The organism is Streptomyces aurantiaciflavus, assembly GCF_049808595.1.
In the GTDB taxonomy this organism is placed as follows: domain Bacteria; phylum Actinomycetota; class Actinomycetes; order Streptomycetales; family Streptomycetaceae; genus Streptomyces.
Window position 1 is genome coordinate 93029 of sequence record NZ_JBNCAQ010000002.1, and the last position, 26294, is coordinate 119322.

General features: G+C 71.0%; 17 protein-coding genes. 12 read left to right on the forward strand and 5 right to left on the reverse strand.

All coding sequences use genetic code 11. The features are described 5' to 3' along the window. Positions 1 to 28 precede the first annotated feature (28 nt). On the reverse strand, positions 29 to 1042 hold the full coding sequence (locus tag ACPT94_RS02270) for a hydroxyacid dehydrogenase (RefSeq protein ID WP_425244949.1): 1014 nt from the start codon (positions 1040 to 1042) through the stop codon (positions 29 to 31). 621 nt (positions 1043 to 1663) lie between these two features. Between ACPT94_RS02270 and ACPT94_RS02275 the strand changes: the two genes are divergently transcribed. The 7 genes from ACPT94_RS02275 (at position 1664) to ACPT94_RS02305 (ending at position 13155) form a co-directional block, all read left to right on the forward strand. Next, positions 1664 to 3013 (forward strand): extracellular solute-binding protein, encoded by a 1350-nt coding sequence (locus tag ACPT94_RS02275; protein ID WP_425244950.1) that lies wholly within the window; start codon positions 1664 to 1666, stop codon positions 3011 to 3013. Beyond that, complete coding sequence (locus tag ACPT94_RS02280; protein WP_360330812.1) at positions 3010 to 4002, forward strand: carbohydrate ABC transporter permease; 993 nt, start codon at positions 3010 to 3012, stop codon at positions 4000 to 4002. Before ACPT94_RS02275 ends, ACPT94_RS02280 begins: the two co-directional genes overlap by 4 nt. Then, positions 3999 to 4871 carry a carbohydrate ABC transporter permease gene (locus ACPT94_RS02285; RefSeq protein WP_360330810.1) on the forward strand — a complete coding sequence of 291 codons (873 nt, stop codon included), beginning with the start codon at positions 3999 to 4001 and terminating at the stop codon, positions 4869 to 4871. Before ACPT94_RS02280 ends, ACPT94_RS02285 begins: the two co-directional genes overlap by 4 nt. A gap of 55 nt (positions 4872 to 4926) precedes the next feature. Then, positions 4927 to 6711 (forward strand): putative Ig domain-containing protein, encoded by a 1785-nt coding sequence (locus ACPT94_RS02290; protein WP_425244951.1) that lies wholly within the window; start codon positions 4927 to 4929, stop codon positions 6709 to 6711. A 29-nt stretch (positions 6712 to 6740) separates the two neighbouring features. Then, positions 6741 to 10067 carry a putative Ig domain-containing protein gene (locus tag ACPT94_RS02295; protein ID WP_425244952.1) on the forward strand — a complete coding sequence of 1109 codons (3327 nt, stop codon included), beginning with the start codon at positions 6741 to 6743 and terminating at the stop codon, positions 10065 to 10067. A gap of 26 nt (positions 10068 to 10093) precedes the next feature. Continuing rightward, a complete protein-coding gene (locus ACPT94_RS02300) occupies positions 10094 to 11344 on the forward strand; it encodes an alginate lyase family protein (protein ID WP_360330801.1) in 1251 nt (416 codons plus the stop codon). A 92-nt stretch (positions 11345 to 11436) separates the two neighbouring features. Beyond that, on the forward strand, positions 11437 to 13155 hold the full coding sequence (locus ACPT94_RS02305) for a carboxylesterase/lipase family protein (RefSeq protein WP_425244953.1): 1719 nt from the start codon (positions 11437 to 11439) through the stop codon (positions 13153 to 13155). Positions 13156 to 13203: 48 nt separating this feature from the next. Here the strand turns inward: ACPT94_RS02305 and ACPT94_RS02310 are convergent, their stop codons facing one another. Beyond that, on the reverse strand, positions 13204 to 14277 hold the full coding sequence (locus ACPT94_RS02310; protein ID WP_360330796.1) for a LacI family DNA-binding transcriptional regulator: 1074 nt from the start codon (positions 14275 to 14277) through the stop codon (positions 13204 to 13206). Positions 14278 to 14391: 114 nt separating this feature from the next. Beyond that, positions 14392 to 15330, reverse strand: coding sequence for a homocysteine S-methyltransferase (gene mmuM / locus ACPT94_RS02315; protein ID WP_425244954.1), 939 nt, complete (start codon positions 15328 to 15330; stop codon positions 14392 to 14394). A 130-nt stretch (positions 15331 to 15460) separates the two neighbouring features. Here mmuM and ACPT94_RS02320 point away from each other — a divergent pair, with 130 nt between their 5' ends. After that, positions 15461 to 16624 (forward strand): aminoglycoside phosphotransferase, encoded by a 1164-nt coding sequence (locus tag ACPT94_RS02320; RefSeq protein ID WP_360330790.1) that lies wholly within the window; start codon positions 15461 to 15463, stop codon positions 16622 to 16624. Positions 16625 to 16806: 182 nt separating this feature from the next. Here the strand turns inward: ACPT94_RS02320 and ACPT94_RS02325 are convergent, their stop codons facing one another. Further along, on the reverse strand, positions 16807 to 18909 hold the full coding sequence (locus ACPT94_RS02325; RefSeq protein ID WP_425244955.1) for an autotransporter: 2103 nt from the start codon (positions 18907 to 18909) through the stop codon (positions 16807 to 16809). A 191-nt stretch (positions 18910 to 19100) separates the two neighbouring features. Between ACPT94_RS02325 and ACPT94_RS02330 the strand changes: the two genes are divergently transcribed. Further along, positions 19101 to 20051 (forward strand): glycoside hydrolase family 43 protein, encoded by a 951-nt coding sequence (locus tag ACPT94_RS02330; RefSeq protein ID WP_360330784.1) that lies wholly within the window; start codon positions 19101 to 19103, stop codon positions 20049 to 20051. Between the two features lies 1 nt (position 20052). Continuing rightward, entirely contained in the window at positions 20053 to 21465 is a 1413-nt protein-coding gene (locus ACPT94_RS02335; RefSeq protein ID WP_360330782.1) for an RICIN domain-containing protein, read from the forward strand. Positions 21466 to 21480: 15 nt separating this feature from the next. On the opposite strand, the gene ACPT94_RS02340 is transcribed toward ACPT94_RS02335, so the two are convergent. Beyond that, positions 21481 to 23160, reverse strand: coding sequence for a rhamnogalacturonan lyase B N-terminal domain-containing protein (locus tag ACPT94_RS02340; RefSeq protein WP_360330779.1), 1680 nt, complete (start codon positions 23158 to 23160; stop codon positions 21481 to 21483). Positions 23161 to 23350: 190 nt separating this feature from the next. On the opposite strand from ACPT94_RS02340, the gene ACPT94_RS02345 reads away from it, so the two are divergent. Together ACPT94_RS02345 and ACPT94_RS02350 are read left to right on the forward strand one after the other, a co-directional pair. Further along, positions 23351 to 24394: a rhamnogalacturonan acetylesterase gene (locus tag ACPT94_RS02345; RefSeq protein ID WP_360330776.1), complete on the forward strand. Its 1044-nt coding sequence runs from the start codon at positions 23351 to 23353 to the stop codon at positions 24392 to 24394. A gap of 109 nt (positions 24395 to 24503) precedes the next feature. Further along, on the forward strand, positions 24504 to 26228 hold the full coding sequence (locus tag ACPT94_RS02350; protein WP_360330773.1) for a DUF2264 domain-containing protein: 1725 nt from the start codon (positions 24504 to 24506) through the stop codon (positions 26226 to 26228). The last annotated feature ends 66 nt before the right edge of the window (positions 26229 to 26294 follow it).

Here is a 26294-nt window from a genome sequence, read left to right on the forward strand (position 1 = left end):
ACCTCCGGAAACGGTGCGGTGGCCCGCATCAGGCCACCCGGGCCAGGTCCGCGTGGTGCACCTCGTGGGCGAGGGGGAGACCGCCGGCCAGGCGCTCCAGCTCCTCGACGACGATGCGGCCGAGCCGCTCCAGCTCGTTGCCGAGGGAGCCCGCTATGTGCGGGGTGAGGAAGACGTTCGGGAGCCGGTAGAGGGGGGAGTCGGCGGGCAGCGGCTCGGGCTCGGTGACGTCGAGGACCGCGTGCAGCCGGCCGGAGACCAGCTCGTCGGTGAGGGCGGCGTGGTCGACCAGGGCGCCCCGCGAGGTGTTGATCAGTACGCCGCCGTCGCGGACCAGGGCCAGCCGGGCGCGGTCGAGCATGTGGTGGGTCTCGGGGATGTCGGGCGCGTGCAGGCTGACGATGTCGCTGTGCCGCAGCAGGTCCTCCAGGGACAGCAGCTGGGCGCCGAGCTCGGCGGCCTCGGCGGCGTCCACGTAGGGGTCGTGCAGCAGGACCTCGAAGTCGTACGGCCGCAGCAGTTCCAGCAGGCGGCGGCCCACGCGCGAGGCGCCGATGACGCCGACGCGGCGGCCGAGGTTGCCGGTGGCCGCGGTCTCGGCGGGGGTGGGGTGGGCGTGGGTGCGGCGGAAGCGCTCGCGGTGGGCGAAGGCGTCCTTCCCGGCGAGCAGGATCATCGCGAGGGTGTACTCGGCGACGGGGACGGCGTTGCCGGTGACCGCGCTGGAGACGGTGACCCCGTGGCTCCACAGGGGCTCGCCGACCAGGGAGCGCACGGAGCCGGCCGCGTGCAGGACCGCGCGCAGCCGGGGTGCCGCGGCCAGGGTGTCCGCGCCCAGGCGGGGGCAGCCCCAGCCGGTGATCAGGACGTCCGCACCGGCCAGCGCGGGGGCGGCGGCGGGGTCGGCGAAGTCCTGGACGACGAGCGCCGGGTCGAGGTCGGCCGTCCGCCGCAGCCGGGCCAGGAGCGGCGCGGGGAACAGCAGGGGGAGGTGCACCGGATCCATGGCGAACACGGCCCTGGGCAGCTGGGCGCTGGGCATGACTCTCCTGAGGTGCGTGGGAAACAGTTTCTGAAAGCGTCTTCTACCGTAGATCTCGCGCAGATGCGTGGTCAATCGGTCGGATGGATCGCCCGGACGGAAACCTTTCGAGGTGCAGTGGTGGCCAAATGGCCACTTCAGGGGCGTTGCTCCGGCGCTGGGGCGGCGGCCCGGCGGGAGTGGCGGAGCCTGCGGAAAACCTGTTTCTCGTGTCGGGGAGGGGTCGCGGCCGAGTGCGCCGTGACAACCGGCTGGGTGTCGCGTCGGCGGGACGTGGCGGTGCTGGGTCCGGTCCGGGTGGACTTCTGACCAGGTCGGCCCGGGGTGCGGAGTCGGCCCCTGGCATGGTCGATCACCGCAGGTCAGAGCGGGCCTTGTCGGGGTAGAAGTCGGGCCGTGTGAACTGCTCTCGCCTGCCGCCGACCCGGACAAAGAGTTTTCGAAAGTCTGCGCAGACCCTTGACGGGCCTGCGAGAGCGGAAGAAGCTCACCCCGCAACGCCATAGCAACCGGTTGCTACCTGTTACTGAGCTCACTGGCGCTTGCTGCGCTCACCGTGCCTGCCGCACTCAGCGCTCCCCGCGCCGCATCCGAACCCCCGACCCAGAAGGCGAGGCCTCCATGCGCTCCCATGCCGGTGCTCCTCCCAGCCGTCGCCGCTTCCTCGCCCTGTCGGCCGGCGGCGCCGTGGCCGGAGCGGCGGCGTTGAACGGCTGCGCGCTGCAGGTGTCCACCGGGGTCAGCGGCTCGGGCGAGACCGTGACCGTGATGGCCAAGGCCGACGACATCTCGCCGGAGCTGATCAAGCAGGCCCAGAAGGACATCGGCGTCAAGATCAACACGGTGCTGTACAGCCCCAGCAAGCTGATCGCGATGATGACCAACGGCAACCCGCCCGACCTGGTGCGCGGCGTCGGCGCCGTGGACGCGCCGTACTTCGCGGCCCGGGGCGTGATGGAGAACCTGGACCCGTACTTCGCCAAGAGCGGTGTCCTCAAGCTCGACGACCTGGACCCGGTCAACGACCTGTGGCGCTACGACGGCCGCACCCAGGGCAAGGGCCCCCGCTACGGCATGGCGAAGGACTTCTCCCAGGACTCCATGTTCTGGTACAACACCGCGCTCTTCGACGACGCGGGGGTCGACTATCCGCCGGAGCTGGAGCCGGTCACGTACGACGAATGGCTGGACAAGGCCAAGCGGCTCACCCGGCGCAAGAACGGCCAGACCACCGTGTTCGGCGGCAGCTACAACGGTGTGCTCACCCCCAATCTCCTGGCGAGCCTGGCGGTGGCCGCAGGCGGAAGCATCTTCAGCGACGACTTCTCCCGGGTCGACTTCACCACCCCCGAGGCCCGAAGGGCGCTGGGCTGGTACATCGACTACTGCCGGACCAAGGTCGGCCCGAGCATCATCCAGCCCGACCCCAACGTCTGGGACGGCCCCACCTTCCAGGCGAACCGGCTGGCCATGTCCAACTCGGGCTACTGGCTCGGCGGCCTGATCAACGCCGACGAGAAGCTGGCGCCGCTGTCCCGGCTCGCCCCCGCCCCGGTCTTCGAGGGCGGCCCGCGGATCAGCCCCTGTCAGGCCGGCACCGGCTTCTGGATACCGAGGAAGTCGCACAACAAGGACGCCGCCTGGCGGGTGTTCGAGTGGTTCTTCGGCGAGGCACCGGCCAAGGCGCGCGCCGCCGGCGGCTGGGGCATCCCGACCCTGAAGTCCCTGCGCTCGCTGATGCCCGCCCAGGAGGACTACCAGAAACGGGTGCTGAAGGTGCAGGAGGCCGAGCTGAAGCACTACTCGGTGATCGCCTTCACGCCCTACGCCACCGCGGACTCGCTCTACGCCCTCTTCAACCAGATCGCCCCGGCCGCGATGAACGGCGACATCTCCGTCGACACCCTCGCGCGGCGCCTGAACTCGGCCATGAACGAGCAGCTCAAGCGTGGTAAGGAGCAGGTGGGATGACGGTCGATCAGATGCCCTCCGTCACGGACCGGCGAGGCCCGGCCCAGGTCGCCGGCCGAGCGCGGTCACGGCCGCGTTCCTCCATGACCGCACGCAGGCACCGGGCGTTCTACATGTTCGCCTCGCCCTGGATCGCCGGGTTCGTGCTGCTGACCATCGCGCCCATGGCGTACGCGCTGTGGCTCAGTTTCACCACGTTCGACGGCATCTCGCCCAACTGGCGCTACGTCGGACTCGGAAACTACCGCGAGCTGTTCTCCGACCCGCAGACGTGGAAGGCCCTGGGGCGCACGGGACTGTTCGCGGTGACCTCGGTGCCGCTGTCGATCGTCGCGGGGCTCTCACTCGCCGTTCTGGTCAACCGGCCGCTCAGGGCGCGCGGCCTGTTCCGCACCCTGCTGTACCTGCCCGCGGTGGTGCCGCCGGTGGGTGCGGGCCTCGCGTTCAAGCAGCTCTTCGACCAGAACTCCGGTGCCGCCAACGGCGTCCTGAACCTCTTCGGCATCGACGCCCTGGGCTGGCTCGCCGACCCCTACGCCCGCTACGTGCTGATCATGACCGTGCTCTGGACGGCCGGAAACATCATGATCATCTCGTTGGCCGGGCTCCAGGACATCCCCCGCGAACTTCTCGAAGCGGCCCGCATCGACGGAGCGAGCGCCTGGCGGAGCTTCCGCAGCATCACCGTGCCGCTGCTGTCACCGGTGCTGCTCTTCCAGACCGTGACCGGCGTGATCGCCTCGGTGCAGACCATCATGCCGCTGCTCCTGGCCCCGGACCCCACCCCGGCCGGCATCACCGCGCTCCCGCAGTCCAACTACCTCTACATGATGCACGTGTTCGCGGAGTACTTCGCGTTCGGCCGCTACGGCTACGCCTCCGCGCTGCTGTGGGTGCTCTTCGTCCTGATCCTCGTCGTGACCGGACTGATCTTCAGGTTCACGTCCGGCGTGGTGTTCTACAACGTCGACCCGGAGGCGAAGAAGTGACCGCCACCAGCCTGACCGCGAAGTCCTCGGCGTCCCCGGCCCGGGTGCGGATACGCGCCAACCGTCTCGTTCTCTACACCGTTCTCGTCGTCATCACCGGGCTGTTCCTCGGCCCCTTCGGCTGGCTGGTCCTCTCCGGACTGAAGACCCCGGCCGAGCTGGCCGCGTCGCCCGTGCACTGGGTGCCCGAGCCGTTCCAGTGGCACAACTTCGTCGACGCCTTCAACCTGATCGACTTCCTCGGCTACGCCCGCAACTCCCTGATCATCGCCCTCATCTACGCCACCCTCGTGACCCTCAGTTCGGCCTGGGTCGGCTACGGCTTCGCCCGGCTGAGCGCGCCCGGCAAGAAGTGGCTGTTCGGCATCCTGCTCGGCTCGATGATGCTGCCCCAGATGGTCACGCTCCTCCCGACCTATCTGATCTTCGCGAAGCTGGGCATGGTCGACACCTACTGGCCGTGGGTGCTGTGGGGGCTGTCCGCCGCACCGTACCTGGTCTTCCTCTTCCGGCAGTTCTTCGCCGGCCTGCCCCGCGAGCTGGAGGAGGCCGCGATCGTCGACGGCTGCGGCTACGCCCAGATCTTCTGGCGGATCTTCCTGCCGCAGTCCTGGCCGGTGCTCTCCGCGAGCTTCGTGATCGCCTTCACCTGGACCTGGGGCGACTACATCGCCCCGCAGCTGCTGCTGTCCACCGACCGCACCACGCTCGCCGTCGCGGTGATGTCCACCTATGTCACCACAGCCGGCACACCCGTCACCAACCTCCAGGCCGCGGCCTCCGTGATGTACGTCGTGCCCATCCTGCTGATCTTCCTCGTCGCCCAGCGCGGCTTCGTCACCGGAACGTCCACCACCGGCCTCAAGTAACCGCTGTCTCTCCCCATCTGTCTCTCATCTCGCCCTTCGCTAAGGAAACTTCGCCATGAACGACACCCAGAGCACCGGCCTGACCCGGCGCACCGTTCTCCAGGCCGCGGGTGCCGCCGCAGCCGCGTACTCCCTGGTCGGCGCGGCCGCCGGCACCGCGAGAGCGGACGGCGCCCCCGCATCGACCGACAAGCTGGTGGTGTACCCCATCCCCAGCGGGGTCCCCACCAACTCGAGCTACTCCGTCAAGGCCCGTACGCCTGGCGGCGAATGGCAGACGGTGCCCGTCTACCGCGCCAGGGCCAAGCAGATCGACGCGAACACCGGCAGCGGGCCGGTCTTCAACTCCTCCGTCGCCATGTTCGACTTCAAGGGCACCGTCGAGGTCGCCGTCACCTCCGCCAAGGGCGCCATCGGCGCCGCGCGGATCCGCCCCCTGTCGTACGGCACCCAGTTCACGGTGGACGGCGCCACGGTGAGCTTCACCCTGACCGAGCCGCGCAACCTCTCGATCGAGATCGACGGCGACATCTTCAACAACCTGCAGCTGCACGCCAACCCGATCGAGACGCACGTCCCCGACCCCGACGACCCGGACGTCATCTACTTCGGCCCCGGTCTGCACAAGACCACCGACGGTGTGGTGAAGGTGCCCAGCGGCAAGACGGTCTACCTGGCCGGCGGCGCGGTGCTGACGTCCCGGGTGGAGTTCCACCAGGTGGAGAACGCCCGGCTGCGCGGTCGCGGCGTGATCTACAACTCGGCGAACGGCGTCCTGGTCGAGTACTCCCAGAACATCGAGATCGACGGCGTCATGGTGCTCAACCCGAGCAGCGGCTACGCGATCACCGTCGGCCAGTCGAAGCAGGTCACCATCCGTGACTTCCACTCCTACAGCCACGGCCAGTGGGGCGACGGCATCGACATCTTCTGCAGCGAGGACGTCCTGATCGACCGCGTCTACATGCGCAACGCCGACGACTGCATCGCGATCTACGCCCACCGCTGGGACTACTACGGCGACTGCCGCAACATCACCGTCCGCGACTCCACCCTCTGGGCGGACGTCGCGCACCCGATCAACGTGGGCACGCACGGCAACACCGACAAGCCGGAGACCATCGAGAACCTCGTCTTCAGCAACATTGACATTCTCGACCACCGCGAACCGCAGATGGACTACCAGGGGTGCATCGCGCTCAACCCCGGTGACAGCAACCTGCTGCGCAACGTCCGCGCCCAGGACATCCGGGTGGAGGACTTCCGCTGGGGCCAGCTGATCAACATGCGGGTCATGTTCAACAAGAGCTACAACACGTCGGTCGGGCGGGGCATCGACGGGGTGTACATCAAGAACCTGACCTACAACGGCACCCACGCCAACCCGGCGATCATGGTCGGCTACGACGCGGACCACGCCATCAACAACGTCACCTTCCAGAACCTCGTCATCAACGGCAAGTTCATCGGAAACGGGATGAAGAAGCCCGGCTGGTACAAGTTCACGGACATGATGCCGGCCTACGCCAACGAGCACGTGCTGAACATGCGGTTCCTGAACAGCACCGAGGCCACCTCCGCCAACGCGCCGCAGATCACCAGCCCGGACCAGGCCACCGCCACCAAGAACCAGGTCTTCAACCACCTGATCACGGCGAGCGAGCTGCCGACGTCGTTCGACGCGGAGGGACTGCCGAAGGGGCTGACCATCGACACCGCGACCGGCCTGATCTCCGGTACCGCCCGGGACAACGTCGGGACCTTCACCGTCACCGTGAAGGCGGCCAACAGCGTCGGCACCGCGACGCAGAACGTCACCCTCACCATCCAGCACGCGTGATGCGGCCCTTCTGAACCATGGAGTCACCCGTGCTTCCTCTCAGCCGACGCACCTTCCTCGGCGCGACGGGGCTCGTGGTCGCGGCCGGAGGCGGACTGCTGTCCGCCTCCGCGGCGGCGGCCTGGGCCCAGGACGACAAGACCCGGCTGCGGGCCTTCGCCCACCCCGGACTGCTGCACAGCGCCGCCGACCTCGCGCGGATGAAGTCCGCGGTCGCCGCACAGGAAACGCCCATCTACGACGGTTACCTGGTGTTCGCGGCCCACGCCCGCTCGAAGGCCACGTACACGATCCAGAACACCGGCCAGATCACCTCCTGGGGGCGCGGCCCCACCAACTTCCAGAACCAGGCCGTCGCCGACTCGGCCGCCGCCTACCAGAACGCGCTGATGTGGTGCGTCACCGGCAACCGCGCCCACGCGGACAAGGCCCGGGACATCCTCAACGCCTGGTCGGCGTCGCTCACGGCGATCACCGGGGCCGACGGCCCGCTCGGCGCCGGTCTGCAGGCGTTCAAGTTCGTCAACGCGGCGGAGCTGCTGCGCCACAGCGACTACGACGGCTGGGCGGACACGGACATCGCCCGCTGCGAGCGGTCCTTCCTGGACGTCTGGTATCCGGCGGTATCCGGTTACATGCTCTACGCCAACGGCAACTGGGACCTCACGTCCCTTCAGTCGATCCTGGCCATCAGCGTGTTCTGCGAGGAGCCCACGCTCTTCGACGACGCCCTCCGCTTCGCCGCGGCCGGCGCGGGCAACGGCAGTGTGCGCAACCGCGTCGTCACCGACGCCGGACAAGGGCAGGAGTCCGGCCGCGACCAGGGCCACGAGCAGCTCGCCGTCGGCCTGATGGGCGACGCCGCGCAGGTCGCCTGGAACCAGGGCGTCGACCTGTGGGGCTTCGCCGGCAACCGCATCCTCGCCAACGCCGAGTACGCCGCCCGCTACAACCTCGGCGGCGACGTCCCCTTCACCCCCGACCTCGACCGCACCGGCAAGTACATCAAGAAGACCGTCTCGGCCGTCGGACGCGGCACCCTGCCGCCGATCTACGAGATGTACTACGCCCACTACGCCGGCGTCCGCGGCCTCGACACCCCGTACACCAAGGCGGCCGTCTTCCGCGGCACGGGCGGCGCCCGCGTCGTCGAGGGCAGCAACGACGACCTGCCCAGCTTCGGCACCTTCACCTACGCCGGCACCCGGGCTCCCGCACCGACCGCGCCGACGGCCCCGGCCGGCGTCACGGCAGCCGGCGCCGACCGCAGCGTCACGGTGACCTGGCTCCCGTCGGCCTGGGCCGACACGTACACGGTTCTGCGGGCCGATGCCGCCGACGGGCCGTACGAGAAGATCGCGTCCGGGGTCGACGGCACATCGTATACAGACCACGGTGTGCGACCGGGTCGCGCCTACTACTACACCGTCACCGCCACCAACTCCCAGGGCGCCAGCGACAGTTCCGCCTGGGCGGCGTCCACCGCCGGCCTTCCCGCCCCCTGGTCGACCCAGGACGTCGGGGCCGTGAAGATCCCCGGCGCGGCGCTCTTCGACGGCGAGCGGTTCGTACTGGAGGCGAGCGGCACCGCCGACACCTACCGAGTGGCGCACCTCCCGCTGCCCGGCGACGGCACGGTCACCGCGCGCATCGTGTTCCCGCTCAGCTCGCAGTACTCCAAGATCGGTGTCACCCTCCGCGACTCCCTCGCCGCGGACGCCGCGCACGCCTCGATGCTGATCCAGGGCCTGCCCCTGCACACCTGGAGCGGCGTGTGGACCGTACGCCCGAGGACCGGGGCGCCGGTGTCCGCCACCGGCAGCACCCCCGTGCCGCCCAGCCAGCGGCAGGCGATCACCACCAGCGCCTCCTTCCCCATCTCCGACCTCGGGGAACTGCCCGAGTCGGCGACACCGCTCGAGGCCCCGTACGTCGAGGGCGCGGGCGACGGCTACCGGCTGCGCATGCCGTACTGGGTGCGCGTCACCCGCAAGGGCCGGCGCTGCACCGGAGCCATCTCCCCGGACGGCGTCCACTGGACCGAGGTCGGCTCCAGCGAGGTGGAGCTGGGACGCACCGCGTACGCGGGCCTCGCCCTCACCTCCTGCCTCGGCGTCGACGAGACGTACGCCGAGACCGGCACCGGTGCCTTCGACAGCGTCACCGTGACGTCGTCGACCGGCGAGGTGTGGAGCACGCCGCGCCCCCGGCGCACCGCCGGCGATCTGCGGGCGACCGCCGGCGCCGACGCCGTGGAGCTGGCCTGGACCGACCCGGACCTCTCGGCGCGGTACAGGGTGCTCCGGGCCACCGCCGCGGACGGCCCGTACCGGACGATCGCGACCGGCGTGGGCCCGGTCGGGTTCGGCACCCGCATCCGGTACGCGGACGCCACCGGAACGCCCGGCACGACGTACCACTACGTCGTGGCCAAGTCCGTCGGCGGCGGACGCGGACCGCTCTCGCGGCCCGCCGCCGCGACGATGCCGACCCCGTCCGTCCCCGCACTCACCTCCGCGGCCGGCGCGTTCGCGAACAAGGGCGTGCCCTTCCGGTATCCGCTGCGGGCCTCGCACGAACCCGTACGCTTCACCGCTGACGGCCTGCCCGACGGACTGCGCCTGGACAAGCGCACCGGCTGGGTGTCCGGAACGCCCACCGAGACCGGCGAGTTCACCGTCACCGCCACCGCGGGCAACGCCGCCGGCGACGGGACCGGCACGCTGAAGCTCACCGTCGGCACCCCGCCGCCCGACCCGTGGACGTACGGCGACCTCGGTGACGTGGTCCTCGACGACCGCGCCTTCGGAACCCTCGGTGTGGTGGCCGTCAGGACCCCCGGCAGCACGGCGTACGAGGACGGGACCTTCGTCGTCCGCGGGGCCGGGACCGACCTCAACGTCAACGGCCAGGGAATGACAGGGCAGTTCGTACGTCGGCCGGTCACCGGTGACTGCCAGGTCACCGCACGGCTCGTCTCCCGCGAGGGGGCGAGCGGCGACCGGGTCGGACTGCTCATGGCCAAGTCCCTGTCCCCGTTCGACCAGGCCGCCGGAGCGATCGTCACCGGCGGCGCCACCGCGCAGCTCATGCTGCGCAGGACCGTCGCCGGCGCCTCCGCCTTCTCCGGCAACGGCACGGTCACCCTGCCCACGCTGCTGCGGCTGACGCGCACCGGGACCGCCTTCAGCGCAGCCTTCTCCACCGATGACGGCGTCAACTGGACCCCCCTCGCCGCGGGAGAGATCCCCGGCTTCGGTGACGCCCCCTACTACGTGGGCCTCGTGGTCTGCTCCCGCAACCCCCTGGCCCGCAGCACCACGCGATTCAGCGAGGTGAGCATCACCCCCATGTAGATCCATGTGATTGGAGCTGCACCGCAATGAGCCGCATTTCCCCCCACGAGCACCTCCGACGCGGCGAGGTGAGCCGCCGCGGTCTGATGAAGACCGCCGGCGGCCTCACCGCCGCCCTCGCCCTCGGCGCCACGGCCACCGCCACCACCGCCGACGCGGCGCCCGCCACCTTCACCCACCCCGGCATGCTGCACAACTGGGGCGACATCAACCGCGCCAAGGTCAGGGTCGCCGCGGGCGACGACCCCTGGCTGTCCGGCTGGAACAAACTCGTCGCCAACTCCCACGCGCAGTCCACCTGGACGGCCAACCCCCAGGCCACCGTCTACCGCGGATCCGGCTACCCCGAGAACTACGGGATCCTCTACAACGACATCGCCGCCGCCTACCAGAACGCCCTGCGCTGGCAGGTCGCCGGCACCGCCGCCAACGGCGACTGCGCCGTCCGCATCCTCAACGCCTGGGCGAACACCCTGACTTCCGTCCAGGGCAACGCCGACCGGTTCCTCGCCGCCGGGATCTACGGCTGGCAGTTCGCCAACGCCGCCGAACTCATGCGCGGCTACGCGGGGTTCGACCTCAACAGGTTCCGGCAGATGATGCTGAACGTGTTCTACCCGCTCAACAACCAGTTTCTGACCGGCCACAACGACGCCTGTATCACCAACTACTGGGCCAACTGGGACCTGTGCAACATGGCCTCGATCATGGCCATCGGGATCCTGTGCGACGACGGCGCCAAGTACGACCAGGCGGTGAACTACTTCAAGACCGGCGCCGGAAACGGTTCCATCCAGCACGCCGTACCGTTCCTGTACTCGAACGTCGAGGGCTACGACCTCGGCCAGTGGCAGGAGTCCGGCCGCGACCAGGGCCACACCGTCATGGGCATGGGCCAGATGGGCGCGATCTGTGAGATGGCCTGGAACCAGGGCGACGACCTCTACTCCTACGACGGCCGCCGCTTCATGAAGGCCGCCCAGTACGTCGCCAAGTACAACCTGGGCATGAACGTGCCCTACACCACCTACACCTGGGGCAGCGGCCAGAACTGCGCCCAGCAGTCGCAGACGGTCATCGGCTCCGGATCCCGCGGCCAGGTCCGCCCGGTCTGGGCCATGCTCCACTACCACTACAACCGGCGCCTGTACCTGGACGACAAGTACATCTCCCAGATGTGCTTCTCCGTCGCCCCCGAAGGCGGCGGCGGGGACTACGGATCCACCAGCGGCGGCTACGACCAGCTCGGTTTCGGCACCCTGATGTACGCCAAATAGCCCTGCGTGAGGCTCGTGCACCGGAATACCGGGCACCGCTGTGGTGCTCTGGTGTTACTGGTGCACGAGCGCGGCGAAGGGCTGGTGGGCAGATGACGGCAGGCCGGACGAACCCCCTGGCGAGGCCCCAGGCGGACCCCGTGGTCAGCACTCCGTACGGTGCCGTGCGCGGCCGGTACGAGCACGGCGTCGCCGTCTTCCGGGGCGTCCCCTACGGGGCACCCCCCTTCGGGCCCCGCCGGTTTCGCCCGCCCGAGCCGCCCGAGCCCTGGGACGGGGTGCGGGACGCGGGCGCCTTCGGGCCGACGCCGCCGAAACCGCCGTACTCCGAGGCCTTCGCGCAGTACCTGTCCGACCCGGTGGTGCCGGGGGAGGACTGTCTCAACCTCAACGTCTGGACGCCCGAGCCCGGGCCGGGCGGCCGGCTGCCGGTCCTGGTGTGGCTGCACGGCGGAGCGCTGACCCGGGGTTCCTCGGCGGTGCCCGTGTACGACGGGCGGCACTTCGCGCGGGACGGGATCGTGTTCGTCTCGATCAACTACCGGCTGGGCGTGGAGGGATACGGCCTGTTCCCGGACGCCCCCGCCAACCCCGGCCTGCGCGACCAGCTCGCCGCGCTGCGCTGGGTGCACGAGTCGATCGAGGCCTTCGGCGGCGACCCCGCACGGGTCACCCTGGCGGGGCAGTCGGCGGGCGCCATCAGCGCCGGCGCCCTGATCGCCGCTCCGCAGGCGCAGGGCCTGTTCCGGCGGGCCGTCCTGCAGAGCGGGCCGCCGGAGGCCTCCGAACGGGACAAGGTACGGCGGATGGTCCGCCGGATGGCGAACCGGCTGAAGATCCCCGCCACCGCGGAGGCCTTCGCCGCCGTCGACCGCGACCTGCTGCTGCGCACCCAGGCCGAGATCGGCAGACTCAGCAGCCCGGTCCTGGGCGGGCCCGCCTTCGGCATCGTCATCGACGGCGACCTCGTCCCGCGCGACCCCCTGCAGGCCCTGGTCGACGGCGAGGCGGCCCGCGACGCGGACCTGCTGCTGGGCTGGACCCGCGACGAGTACCGGCTGTGGCTGGTGCCGGGCGGCCTGCTGGAACGCGTCGACCGCCTCGGCGCCGTCGCCCTGGCCGGCGCCATGGCCCGCTGCCACTGCGGCCACGAGGTGCCGCGCGGCTATCGCGCCCTGCATCCCGAGGCCGGCACCGCCGAGACCGTCGGCCAGATGGTCACCGACCACCTGCTGCGCCTGCCGCTGCAGCGCCTGGCCGACGCCCGCCCCGGCTCGTCGTACGTGTACGAGTTCGCCTGGCCGTCGCTGCGGCCCGGACTCGGTGCCTGCCACGCGCTGGAGCTGGGCTTCGTCTTCGACACCGGGGACATACCCGAGTCCGCGAAGCTCGCCGGCGAGGGCGCCCCGCAGGAACTGGCCGACGCGATGCACGGGGCATGGGTGCGGTTCACGGCGACGGGCGACCCGGGGTGGGAGGCCTGGGATACGACGCATCCGGTGCGTGTCTTCGGCGAGGCCGAGGCCGAGGGCGAGGGCGAGGCCGACGGCGAAGGCGGGGGTGGGGGCGGGAGCCGGGATGCGGGCCACGGGATTTCGTATACGGCCTACGGTCCACGGGATGCCGAGTTCGCCCTGTGGACGACCGGCGGCGCGGCCGCCGAACCCACGGCCCCCGCCGAGCCCACGGCCCCCGCCGAACCCGCGGCCCCCGTGTCACCCGGCCCGCTGACCGCCCGTTCCCCGCGTGCCACGGAACTGCGCGCGGCGGTCCGTCGCCTGCGCCGTGCCGGGGGAGTCCGCCGCCACTGACGGCCGGCGCCCGCACCACCGAGCGCCCGTCGCCGGGGAGCGGCGGCCTCACCGCCCCGCCCGCGACCCCTTCCCTACCCCCGCCACCGAGTCCCGCACCACCACGTGGGTCCCCAGCAGCAGGTGCTCGCCCGGCGCGTCCGGGGACCGGTTCAGCACCGTGCGGACGGCGAGGCGGCCCAGCTCCTCGTAGGGCACATGGACCGTGGTCAGCGCCGGGTGCAGATCACGGGCGAACGGGATGTCGTCGTAGCCCGCCAGCGACACGTCACCGGGCACCTCCAGGCCCGCCTCGTGCAGGGCGGTCAGCGCACCCGCCGCGACCATGTCGGTGGCGGCCACCACGGCCGTGAAGTCCAGGCCCTCCTCCAGGGCCCGGCGCATCAGGCGGTACCCGGAGTCGCGGGTGAAGTCGCCGTGCAGGACCAGCGCCGGGTCCGGGTCGAGGCCGCGGGCCCGGTGGGCGCCGGTGTAGCCCCGCTCGCGGCCCAGCGCCGTGGTGTGGTCCGGCTTGCCCCCGAGGAGCAGCACCCGCCGGTGCCCCTGGGCGAGGACGTGCGCGACCAGGGCGTAGGCGCCGCCCTCGTTGTCGTACTCGACGACCGTCACCGGCGCCCCCGGCCCCAGCGGCGGGCGCCCGCACAGCACGAGCCGGGAGCCGGCCGCGGCCAGCGAGTCGGCGATACGGCGGGTGCGCTCGCGGTACTCCGGGGTGTCGGCGGCGCCGCCGACCAGGATCACGGCGGCTGCCCGCTGGGCGCGCATCATCTCGACGAACTCCAGTTCGTGCCGCACGTCGCCGTCCGTGCTGCACACCAGGCACAGATGCCCGAGCCGCGTCGCCTCACGTTCCACGCCGTGCGCCATGTGCGCGAAGGACGGCCCGGTGATGTCCTCCAGCACGAACGCCAGCGTCGGCGTCCCGGCCCCCGCGACCGCCTTGGCCCGCGCGTCCGCGACGTAGTCCAGCTCGCGCACCGCCCGCAGCACCCGCGTCCGGGTCTGCGCGCTCACCGGATACACCCCGCCGAGCACTCGCGACACCGTCGCCGCGGACACGCCCGCCCGGGCCGCCACGTCCCGGATGGTGCTGCGCGTCGCGTCCTCGCTCTTCCTCGTCATCCCGCCCCTCCCCTCGGAAAACCGGCGGGAACCGGTTTCCCGTGCGGAGGCTAGCAGCGGGTGGGCCGCCGGGAGCAGGGGCCGCAGTCGTCAAACTCCGTACCACCGTGGCGGTTACGCCGTCGCCAGCGTCCGCGCGATCGACGCGACCGCCTCCGGGCCCACCCGGCAGCAGCCGCCGATCAGCCGGGCGCCCGACTCCCGCCAGCCCAGAACCTGTTCGGGAGCGAAGGTGGAGCGGCCGATCCAGGCGCGGGCCTCGGCGTCCCAGGCCTCACCGCTGTTGGGGTAGACGACGACCGGCTTCCCGGTCACCCGCGCCGCGATCGCCACGGCACCCTCGACGTCCTCCGGGGCGCAGCAGTTCACGCCCACCGCGATCACCTCGTCCGCGTCGGCGGCCGGGGCGAAAGCCTCCTCCAACGGTTGCCCGGCCCGCGTCCGGTCGCCCGCAACGCTGTACGACAGCCAGGCCGGCACGCCCAGCCCGCGCACCGCCCGCAGCAGCGCCTCGGCCTCGTCGGCGTCGGGCACCGTCTCCAGCGCGAGCACGTCGGGCGCGGCGGCCGCCAGCACCTCCAGGCGGGGCCGGTGGAAACGTTCCAGCTCGTCCACGGTGAGCCCGTAGCGGCCGCGGTACTCGGAGCCGTCCGCGAGCATCGCCCCGTACGGGCCCACCGACGCCGCCACCCACAACGGGTGCGTGACCCCCTTGTCCCGGGCCTGCCGGGCCGCCTCCCGGGCCAGTTCCACGCTCAGCGCGAGCAGCCGGGCGGCCTCGTCGTGGCCGATCCCGCGCTTCGCGAAGCCCTCGAAGGTGGCCTGGTAGCTGGAGGTGATCGCCACGTTCGCGCCCGCCTCGAAGTAGGCGAGGTGAGCCTCGGTGATCGCCTCGGGCCGCTCGGCGAGCAGCCGCGCCGACCACAGCTCGTCGCTCAGGTCGTGCCCGGCGGACTCGAGCTGGTTGGACATGCCGCCGTCGAGGACGACGGCTCCGGCGGCGAGCGCCTCGGCGAGGGCGGGGGCCTGCGGGGAAGGGGTGTCGCTGGTCATGCCCCGACGCTAGTCGAACAGCCGGAGGACGGCCCGGTGTGTCCGGTCCATGAACAGCACGCCCATGATGTGGGACGCCGGTCGGCGATCGGGCCCTTCCCCGTCCCGGTCGCGCGTCTAGTCTGGGCGGGTGACCGACATCGCCTCCCTGGACACGGAAGCCCGTGAGGTCTTCGGGGCCGCCGGTAATGGCCGGACCGTCGTGGAGCCCCTCATGCACAACCCGAAGAACGGTGTCACCGCCGGAGTGTGGCGGGTGCGCGCCGGGGAACGGTCGGCGGTGTTGAAGGTGCTCACCCGCACCAAGAAGGCGGAGGGCCGCTGGGCCGCCTCGGACGAACCCCGGCACTGGAACCACTGGCGCCGCGAGGCCCATGTCTACGAGTCCGGCCTCGCACAGCTCTGGCAGCCGTACGGCATTCGCGCGCCCCGGCTGCTGGCCCGCGTCGAACGGCCCGACGGGGACGTGGCGCTGTGGCTGGAGGACGTGCCGGGCGAGCCCGCCACCGCCTGGACGGTCGACCGGCACGCCGAGCACGCCCGCCGGCTCGGCGCCGCCCAGGGGGCCGTCGGTGAGCTCGACCGGCCCTGGCTGACCCGGCGCTTCCTGCGCCAGTACGTCGAGAGCAACACCCTCGGCCAGGAACTCCTCGACGACGACGAGGCCTGGCAGCACCCCCTGGTCCGCGACCACTTCCCGCCCGGCCTGCGCACGGCCATGGTCCGCCTCCACCACGACCGCGAGTGGTTCCTGAAGGTGATGGAGGGGCTCCCGCGCGCCTTCAGCCACCTCGACCTGTGGCCCGCGAACGTCCGCTCGGACGGCGGGAGCGGTGCGGGCGGCGTGGGCGGTACGGTCGGCCCCGGCCGCCGTCCGGCATCCGTCGCCTTCGACTGGGCCTTCGCCGGCGACGGCGCTCTCGGCGAGGACCTCGGCAACTACCTTCCCGACACCGTTTTCGACCTGTTCCTGCCGGCCGCCCGCCTCCCCGCGTACGCGGCGGCGGCCTACGACGCCTATCTGCACGGCCTGCGGGAGAGCGGGTGGCGGGGCGACGAACGGCTCGTACGGCTGGGGGTGTGCGCGTCGGCCGTGAAGTACGACTGGATCACGGCCCTGATGCTCGCGCGGGCCGGTGAGGAGCAGCTCGACTACGGCGGCGGACGCACGGTGTCGGCGGAACTCCGTTACCGGGAACGGGGGTTGGTGCTGGAGTTCCTGGCGGGGTGGGCGGCGCAGGCGCGGCGGCTGGCGCCGGAGGTGGGGTTTCCACAAGCGCCGAGCGGCCGTTGACCAAGCGGCGGCCGCCGCGGCCGTAGCTGCGGGCACCGCCCTGGCCGCGGAGGAGTCGTGCCGTCGAGGTGCACCGGTTCCACAGAGGCGCCACCCACCGGCGCCGGCGGGCGAGACCCACCCTCCGGTACCAGCCCCCAGCGTTCGGCCGCCCGCCCCCCAGCACCGGCCGCCCGTTCCCCCTAAGCCGCGTGCCGTCCGCCCCCACGCCGCCTGCCACCCCACGTACGCCAGGTGACCGGCATCATCAGGAGACCCAGGATCCCCGCGGCCAGCACATAGGGCCACCAACCGAACCCGCCACGCGCGGCAGCGCTCGCGCTCCTCGTCTCCGCGGTCACCGCGCCCGACGACTTCTGACCGCTCGCCGCCGCGGCCGAGGGAGTCGCCGAAGTCGCCGTCAGCACGACGTCGTTCCCGTCCCCACCCCGGTAACTGATCCGGTAAACGGTGTCGGCGAGCTTCACCTCGCCGCCCTCCTTCAGCCCCTCGAAGGTGCCGGTGACGGCCCCGTGCCCGGTGTGGTCGAGGACCGTGATTCTCCGCGCCGGATCGACACCGGCGGCGGAGAGGTCCAGGGACCCGGCCAGCCGCACCTTCCCGGCCACCTTCAACGGCGTGTCCCGCAGGACGAGTCCGCCGTGGGCGTCCTGGGTGTAGTCACCGGTCACCGTCACCCCGCCCGCGACCACACCCTCGTTGGTGACGCTTCCTTTCACCGTGCCCGTGCCGCCGAGCGTGCTCGTCACCCGCAGCGCCGAACCGCCGGTGTCCAGCCGGGCCCCCGCGGAGGTCAGCTTTACGGCACGGCTGTTCGCGAGCGTCGCCCCGTCCTTCAGCGCGAGGGTGCCCTTCTGGACCGTCGTGGTCCCGGTGTACGTCACCCCCGATCCGGTCAGCGTCGTCGTAGCGGCCCCGGCCTGGACGAGCGAGCCGCTCCCGCCGAGCCGCGACAGGGAAACCGGTCTCTTGGTGTTGCGCACGACGAGCGTTCCGTCGTTCACGATGCGCCGCCGATCGGTCCCGGTGAGCAGTGAGCCGTCCCCGCCCGCCGTACCCGACCCCAGCCGCAGCACGGCTCCCTTCTCCACGGTCGTCGACCCGTCGTAGTACTGCGCGGCCGCGAAGGTGACGTCGTTTCCCTTGGTGCCGGCGATGACGATGTCGCCGGCACCGGGCGCGGAGAGGGTGTCGTGGAAGCGGCCGCCGCCGATGGGGGCGCCGAGCGTCACCGGCCCGTTGTAGTCGAAGGTGAGCTTCGAACGCTCCCGGGCCGCCAGCAGGTTGATGTACACGGTTTCGGCGGTGCCCGGCATGAAGATCCTGTCGGTGGTGCCGTCACCCCACTGGACGTTCGCGCCCTTGATGTTGGTGCCGCGCTTGTTGACGTTCTTGCGCGCGGGCGTCCAGTTCAGGGCCGGGTCGCTGAGCGAGGGATCGGTGTCGCCGCCCTGGTCCGACCAGCTGTACTGCCCGGTGAGGATCACCTTGCTTCCGGGCCGGGACTGGACGTTGATGTCGCTGCCGTACTCGCGCTGGTAGAAGTCCATGCCCATGGTCACGGTCCGGCCCAGCGGTGTGTCCACGGTGAAGGTGCCCTGGTTGAGGATCTTGCGCACGCGGGGCAGGGATGTCGCGTACTCCGGCCGGCCGGCGTTCACCTGCGTGCCGTTGTCGATCACCCCGGAGAAGGGGTGGGTGCCCGACAGGTCCCAGGTGCCCCAGAGGAAACGCGGCTGGGTGATCAGCCCGGAGCCGCTGATGGTGCCCAGGTTGTAGGCGCTCTTCAGGGAGAGCCGCAGGGTGCCGTCGACCCGGATGTTGTCCTGGTTGAGCCGGAACGCCGGTGTGTTGTACGGGAAGTGGCCGATCAGCCCGGTCGTCCCGCCGTTGCCGTACTGGAGGGTCGCGCCGCGCTCGACGGTGACGGCGGGCGGGTCGGGGTTGGCCACGGTCACGTACGGGTGGTTGCCGCCGAGCGTCCGCACGCTCTGCCGCTGCCGGGACCTGGGCAGCGTGAAGTCGCTGTCCCTGGTCAGGATCAGGGTCCCGGTGCCGCGCACGGTGAGCGTGCCCTCGCCGCGGAACACCCCGTCGTACGTCGTCGTACCGGACGGCACGGTGACCACCGTGTCGCCGCCGAGCGTCACCTCCCGGCCCGCGAGCACGTCAGCGGTGACGTCCCGGGCCCCGGCGGCGGCCGCCGGGGGAGCGATGACGGTGAGGGCGGCGACCGCGGCGAGGGCGCCGGCGGCCGCTGCTGTCTTGTGGGTATGGCTGCGCACGTCGTCGGAGACGGGCCGGGCGGCAGGCCGATAACAGAAAATCGCCGTCCGGCCGGAAACTCCGGAAAGGGCTTTCCCTCGGGTCTCGTCACACCCGTTGACCTGCTCGTAACGTGCCCTTACCTTTTCGGCGTTCGTCATTCCACATACCGTTCGCAGTCTCGAACGACCCTCCGGCGAGAGGCAGCCGCGTGCACCTCAATCCCCTCGTCCTGAACCGCGCCGACCCCCAGATCCACCGCCATACCGACGGCTTCTACTACTTCACGGCGACCCACCCGGACTACGACCGGATCGTCCTGCGGCGCTCGCGCACCCTGACCGGCCTCGCCACCGCCGCCGAGTCCGTCATCTGGCGCGCCCACCCCACCGGCGATCTGGGCGCCCACATCTGGGCGCCCGAGCTCCACCGCGTCGACGACGCCTGGTACGTCTACTTCGCCGCCGCGCCCGCCGAGGACGAGTGGGCGATCCGCGTCTGGGTCCTGGAGAACACCCACCCCGACCCCTTCCAGGGCACGTGGACGGAGAAGGGCCGCGTCGAGACCGCCTGGGACACCTTCTCCCTGGACGCCACCACCTTCGTCCACCACGGCACCCAGTACCTGGCCTGGGCCCAGCAGGACCCCTCCCTCGACGGCCACAACACCGCCGTCCTCCTCTCCGCGATGGCGAACCCATGGACCCTGACGGGCCCTCAGGTCCGGTTGTCGGCACCGGAGTACGACTGGGAGTGCGCCGGCCACAAGGTCAACGAGGGCCCGTCCGTCCTGAAGCGCCACGGCCGGATCTTCCTCACCTACTCCGCGAGCGCCACCGACCACCGCTACTGCCTGGGCCTGCTCACCGCCGACGCCGACAGCGACCTGCTGGACCCCGCGAGCTGGACCAAGTCCCCGGTCCCGGTGTTCGCGACCAGCGAGGCAGGCGGCGTGTACGGCCCCGGCCACAACTCGTTCACCGTCGCCGAGGACGGCGAGACCGACGTCCTGCTCTACCACGCCCGTTCGTACAAGGAGATCGACGGCGACCCCCTGAACGACCCCAACCGCCACACCCGGTTCCAGACCTTCGGCTGGCACCCGGACGGCACCCCCGAGTTCGGCGTCCCCGTCGCCGACACCGTGAAGGAGCGTGTGTGAGATGAGACGTGCGTACGCGATCCTGCTCGCCCTCTGTCTGGCGCTGTTCGGTGCCCTCGCCACCGCGGGACCGGCCCAGGCCGCACCGCAGACGATCGCCAACGGCATACAGTTCACCGACACTTCGGGCAGTCCCGTGCACGCCCATGGCGGCGGGGTCCTCAAGGTCGGCTCCTACTACTACTGGTTCGGAGAGAACCGCAACGCCGACAACACCTTCCGGTACGTGGACGCCTACCGCTCCACCGACCTGAAGAACTGGGAGTTCCGCAACCACGTCCTGACCCAGTCCAGCTCCCCCGAACTGGCCACCGCCAACATCGAGCGGCCGAAGGTCATGTACAACGCGGCCACCGGCAAGTTCGTGATGTGGATGCACAAGGAGAACGGCACCGACTACAGCGAGGCCCGTGCCGCCGTCGCCGTCTCCGACACCGTCGACGGCAACTACACCTGGCAGGGCAGCTTCCGCCCGCTCGGCCAGCACATGTCCCGCGACATCACGGTCTTCGTCGACACCGACGGCGCCGGCTACATGATCTCAGCCGCCCGCGACAACTACGACCTGCACATCTACCGGCTCACCGCCGACTACACCGGCATCGCGAGCCTGGTCGCCGACCCCTGGCACGGCGGCCACCGCGAGGCCCCGGCGCTGTTCAAGCGGGGCAACGTCTACTTCATGCTGACCTCGGGCGCGACCGGCTGGAACCCCAACCAGCAGCAGTACGCCACCGCCACCAGCATCGCCGGCCCGTGGACCGCGATGACCAACGTCGGCGACGCGACGACGTACGGATCGCAGACCGCATACGTTCTGCCGGTGCAGGGATCCTCGGGCACCTCGTACCTGTACATGGGCGACCGCTGGGGCAACTCCTTCGGCGGGACCGTCAACGACTCGCGGTACGTCTGGCTGCCGCTGACCTTCCCCACCTCGACCTCGATGACCATGTCCTGGTCGCCGGAGGTCACCATCGACACGGCCGCCGGCACGGTCAGCGGCACGAGCGCCACGTACAACACGCTGATCGCGCGGCACAGCGGCAGGTGCGCCGACGTCACCAGCCAGTCCCTCTGGCAGGGCGCCCAGATCAAGCAGTACGACTGCAACGGCGGCAACAACCAGAAGTACTGGTTCAAGTCGGTCGGCAGCGGTTACTACCAGCTGGTCGTCCGCAACAGCTCCCTGTGCGTGCAGGAGAACGCGAGCACGGTCACCCAGGAGAACTGCAACGCCTCGGCCACCGGCCAGCAGTGGTCGCTCACCACGACCGGCAGCTACGTCAACGTCAAGTCCCGCGCGACCGGCGAGTGCCTGGACGTGTCCGGCGCGTCCACCGCCAACGGCGCCGCGATCATCACCTGGACGTGCAACGGCCAGACGAACCAGCAGTGGACGCGCGGGACATGAGTCACCGCCGGATGATCAGGCGAGGAGGTCGATCGCGTCGATCGAGGTCCCCGCGCTGAGGAAGCCGGTCGACCCCGACCCGCTCACCACGTTGATCTTCAGCACGTTGTACTGGCTGGTGTCCGTCCGCCAGGCGCTCGCCGGGACGCTGTAGGTGAACGTGTGGTTGTTGCCCCGGTAGGACCCGTTGGTCAGCGACCGCGTGTTCGGCTGGGTGGGCGGGGAGGGGATGGCCGAGGTCCAGGTGTCGTTGACGACGACCTGCGGCCGGCCGTTGGCGTAGGCCGTCGTCACGCCGATGCGCAGGGTGTGCGCGGCGGCGGCCTGGGCCGCGGTCAGCCGGAAGTACACGAGCAGTCCGCTGTTGACGTCCTTCCAGATGTAGCAGGGGAAGCCGGAGGTCTCGCTGCCGCCGCCGATCACGACATTGCCGGTCCAGGCGGCGGCCCGGACGTCCGACGGGTGGGCGTACGTCATCAGGTCGGCGTTCTTGAAGCCGCTCGGTGTGCCGGTCCAGTCGTTGATCCGCCAGATCGCGCTCGCGTTGCTCGGGTCGTTCGAGGAGGGGACGGCGATCGTGTTCAGAGTGGTCGTCCCGCCCGCGGATACGGTCACCTGTGTACTGTATACAGCCAACTCGCTCTTGTAGACGGTCAGCGTGTACGTCCCCGGCAGCACCCCGCCGACCGAGAAGTAGCCGTCGGAGGCCCGCGCCGACCCCCAGTACTGCGCCGCCGAGTTGGCGAGCCCCACCGTGTACGGGTACGCCGTGTTCCGCCCGGTGATGCCGACCCCGGCCACCCGGCCCCGGCCGCTCGCGGGCACGTACCCGGAGATGCCGAGCGCGTCCGCCCACGCGGTGGTCAGGGCGCCCGGGAACAGCGACGAGGAGGGCGCGCCGCCGTCCGTGAAGGCGATGACGTACGGGCCCTGGAGGCCGAAACGCTGCTCCTCCGTCTGGTTCTGGCCGTAGTACAGGATCTCGTACAGGCCGCCGCCGTCCGCGCTCTGGTGGCGCAGGAGGGAGCGGTAGAAGGGGCCGCCGGAGGCCTTCTCGTGGTTGCTGCGCACGATCCACAGGCCCACCCCGCCGGCGCTCCAGCCGATGTAGTCGTAGTCCATGACCCGGAGCCTGGAGTAGTGCTTGGAGCGGGTCTGGCCGTCGGACTTCGCGAACACGTCCGATGCCTCGATCGTGCTGGTCGTGTACGTGTAGGAGTCGGGCTCGTCGTTGAGGAACAGGCCCTTCTTCACGCGGACGATGTAGCGGGTGGCGGAGACGGACGTGTCGGCCTTGTTGGTCCACAGGTAGATGTTGTTCTCGCCGTTGCGGGCCGCGTAGTAGTGCTTCAGCGTGCCGTGCGTGACGGAGATCAGGATCGTCGTGCCGGACTGCTTGATCGACACGGTGGAGGAGCCGAGGCCGGACTCGATGTGCGAGTTCATGCCGCCGTAGCCCTGGTATTCGGTGCCCTTGTAGACCAGCGAGGTCAGGTCGCCGTTGGACTTGTCGACCTTGAAGACCAGGTTCGCGCCGGTGTCGACGACGTAGTGGGTCCCGTCGTCGGTGTAGCCGAAGCCGGCGGCGGACGCGGGGCCGGCGAGGGGGCCGGCCAGCGCGACGGAACCGGCGGCCGCCGCGGAGCCGAGGACGAAGGCGCGGCGTCGGACCGGTCTGTTCACGGATCCGGACATGGGGGGAGCCTCCTTCGGGAGGTGGGGGTGCGGGTGGTTGGTCAGAGTGACAGTTGAATGGTTTTTGCGAAAGGGCTTTCGCAAGCACAGGGTTGGCAATCTCGTGAAATTGCTCCAAGGTCTAGAAAGCGCTTGCCGGGAGCGGTACCGTCCAGCCGCCAGGTCTTGCCCCCTGTCCGAGGAGCCGCGCATGAGACGTTTCAACCTCGCCCTGCTGGCGGCGGTGACGCTGAGCACCGGCCTGACCGCCGTACCGGCCCAGGCCCACGGGGGCGGGCGCCCCCTCGGCCTCGAGAACTGCACCGCCACCGCGTGCCACTTCGACGTCCCGCCCGGCACGTACGACGTGAAGGTCCTCCTCGGCGGCGACACCGCCTCCACCACGAGCGTCACCGGCGAGACCCGGCGTGCGCTGCTCCCCGAGACCACCGCCGCGGCGGGAGAGCGTGTCGCCCGCAGCTTCACCGTGGACGTGCGCACCCCGGAGGGCGAACCCACAGGGCCGGACGGCACCCCCGGTCTGGATCTCGCCCTCGGCGGCTCCGCCCCCGCCCTCGCCGACATCCGGGTCACCCCCGCGCGGCACACCCGCCAGATCTTCCTCGTCGGCGACTCCACCGTCTGCGACCAGCCCGCAGACCCGTACTCCGGCTGGGGCCAGCAGCTGCCCCAGTACCTGCGCAAGGGCGTGTCCGTGGCCAACTACGCCGACTCCGGCGAGAGCACGGTCACCTACCTGTCGAACCCGCAGCTGTGGGCCACCGTCCAGCCGCGGATCCACCGCGGCGACCTGGTCCTGATCCAGCTCGCCCACAACGACAAGACCACCGACGAGACGACCTACCGGGCCAACCTGGAGGCACTGGTGGCGGGCGTGCGCGAGAAGGGCGGCAGGCCGGTGCTGGTCACGCCCATCGTGCGGCGCTGGTTCAACGCCGACGGCACCCTCAACAACAACACCGCGCTCCTGGTCAACGGCCTCGGCGTCGACCACCCGGCCGTCATCCGCGCTGTCGCGGCCGCCGAGGACGTGCCGCTGATCGACCTGACGGCGAAGACGAAGGCACTGGTGGAGTCCCTCGGCGTCGAGGGCTCCAAGGCGCTGTACCTCTACAACGAGAAACGCGACAACACCCACACGTCCGTGCACGGCGCCACGGTCTACGCGGGCCTGGTCCGCGACGAACTCGTCGCCCGGCATCTGGTGCCGAAGGGCCAGGTCAGGGTGGGATGAACTCCTGGGGCGCCCCGACCGGAACCGGGGCGTCCCAGGGCCCTCGCACCGAGGACGCGCGAAGCACAGGAAGATCAGGAAAGAGCAGGAAAGAGCAGGAACGAGAACCATGCAGCTTCCTCCCGACGACCCCACCCTCAGCCCGCGCACCGGCTACACCCGCGCCCACTGGGAGGCCGCCGCCGACGCCCTGCTCGCCGCGACCGAGCCGTACGCCACCGCCGACCGCGCCCTCTACTACTTCCCCGGTGACCACCAGAGCTGGTCGGGCCGCCTCTCCGACGGCCTGGAGGGCTACGCCCGCACGCTGCTGCTCGCCGCCTTCCGCCGCGACGAGACCGCCCTGGAGCGCTACGCCGACGGCCTCGCGGCGGGCGCGGCGGGCGTATGGCCGCGTATCGAGGACCGGAGCCAGCCCCTGGTGGAGGCCGCGTCGATCGCCCTGGCGCTGCGACTGACCCGGCCTCTCCTCTGGGACCGCCTGGACGACACCGTACGGCAGCGCGCGGCCGCCTGGCTCGGCGACGCCCTCACCGCCGAACCCTGGCCCCTCAACTGGGAGTTGTTCCCCGTCACGGTCGGCGGCTTCCTCCAGGACATCGGGTACGAGGCCGAGGCCTCCCGCAAGGCGATCGACCGCGGCCTGGAACACGTCGAGCAGTGGTACCTCGGCGACGGCTGGTACACCGACGGCGACGGCCGCAAGTTCGACTACTACAACGGCTGGGCCATGCACCTCTACACCGTGCTGCACGCCTGGCTCGCGGACGACACCCGCCTCCTCGACCTGTACGGCGGCCGTCTGGAAACCCATCTCGCCGACTACGCCCGCCTGTTCGGCGGCGACGGCGCCCCGATGCACCAGGGCCGCTCCCTGACGTACCGCTTCGCGACGGCGTCCCCGCTGTGGCTGGGCGCGCTGACCGGCCGTACGCCCCTGTCGCCGGGACAGACGCGCCGGCTGGCGTCGGGTGCGCTGAGGTACTTCCTGGACCGGGGGGCGGTCGACGCCCACGGGCTGCTCACCCTCGGCTGGCACGGCCCCGACGAGTCCGTCCTGCAGGGGTATTCGGGCCCCGCGTCCCCCTACTGGGCGAGCAAGGCCTTCCTCGGCCTGCTCCTCCCGTCGGACCACGAGGTGTGGACGGCGCCGGAGGAACCCGGCCCGGTGGAGACCGAGGACGAGGTGCGTCCGGTGGGCCCGCCCAACTGGCTGCTCCAGTCGACACGTTCGGACGGCCTGGTCCGCCTCCACAACCACGGCAGCGAGGACGTCCGCTACGACCCGTACTACACGCGGCTCGCGTACTCGACGGTGACGACGCCCTCGTCGTCGTACGACAACAGCGTGATCGTCGGGGACGACCCCAGCCGTACCGGTATCGAACCGCTCGGGGTGGGGGACGGCTGGGTGGCGTCGCGGCACACCGCGGGTGGGGGAGCGCGGGTGACCAGTGTCGTGCTGGTGCGCGGGGCGGCGGAGGTGCGGGCGCATCTGGTGTCGGGGGCGGATCCGGGGACGCCGGTGCGGGTGACGGGGTGGGCGGCGGCAGGGGGCGCGCGTGCGGAGGCCGTACCCGTCTTCGGCCTGGGGGAGTCCCTGACGGGAGTGACCGGCGAAGAGGACGGTCTCTTCGTCGTCCTCGCCCGGCTCACCGCCGAACCGGAACCCCTCCCGCTGGAGGACGTGGTGTCCGTCCGGGTGGAGGGGGCGGACGAGATCCACGTCCGGTGGAGCGAGGGGCCCGAGGTGTGCTTCCGGGTGGTGGACGGAGGCGTCGTCTCGGGGGACCTCGTCAGGGTCACGGCCGGTGACGCCGGGACAGACGGGTGACCGCGCCGGACGTCGTCAGCGCCGCCAGGATCCAGAACCGTGTTTCCCGCCGTCGCCAGGGCGCCG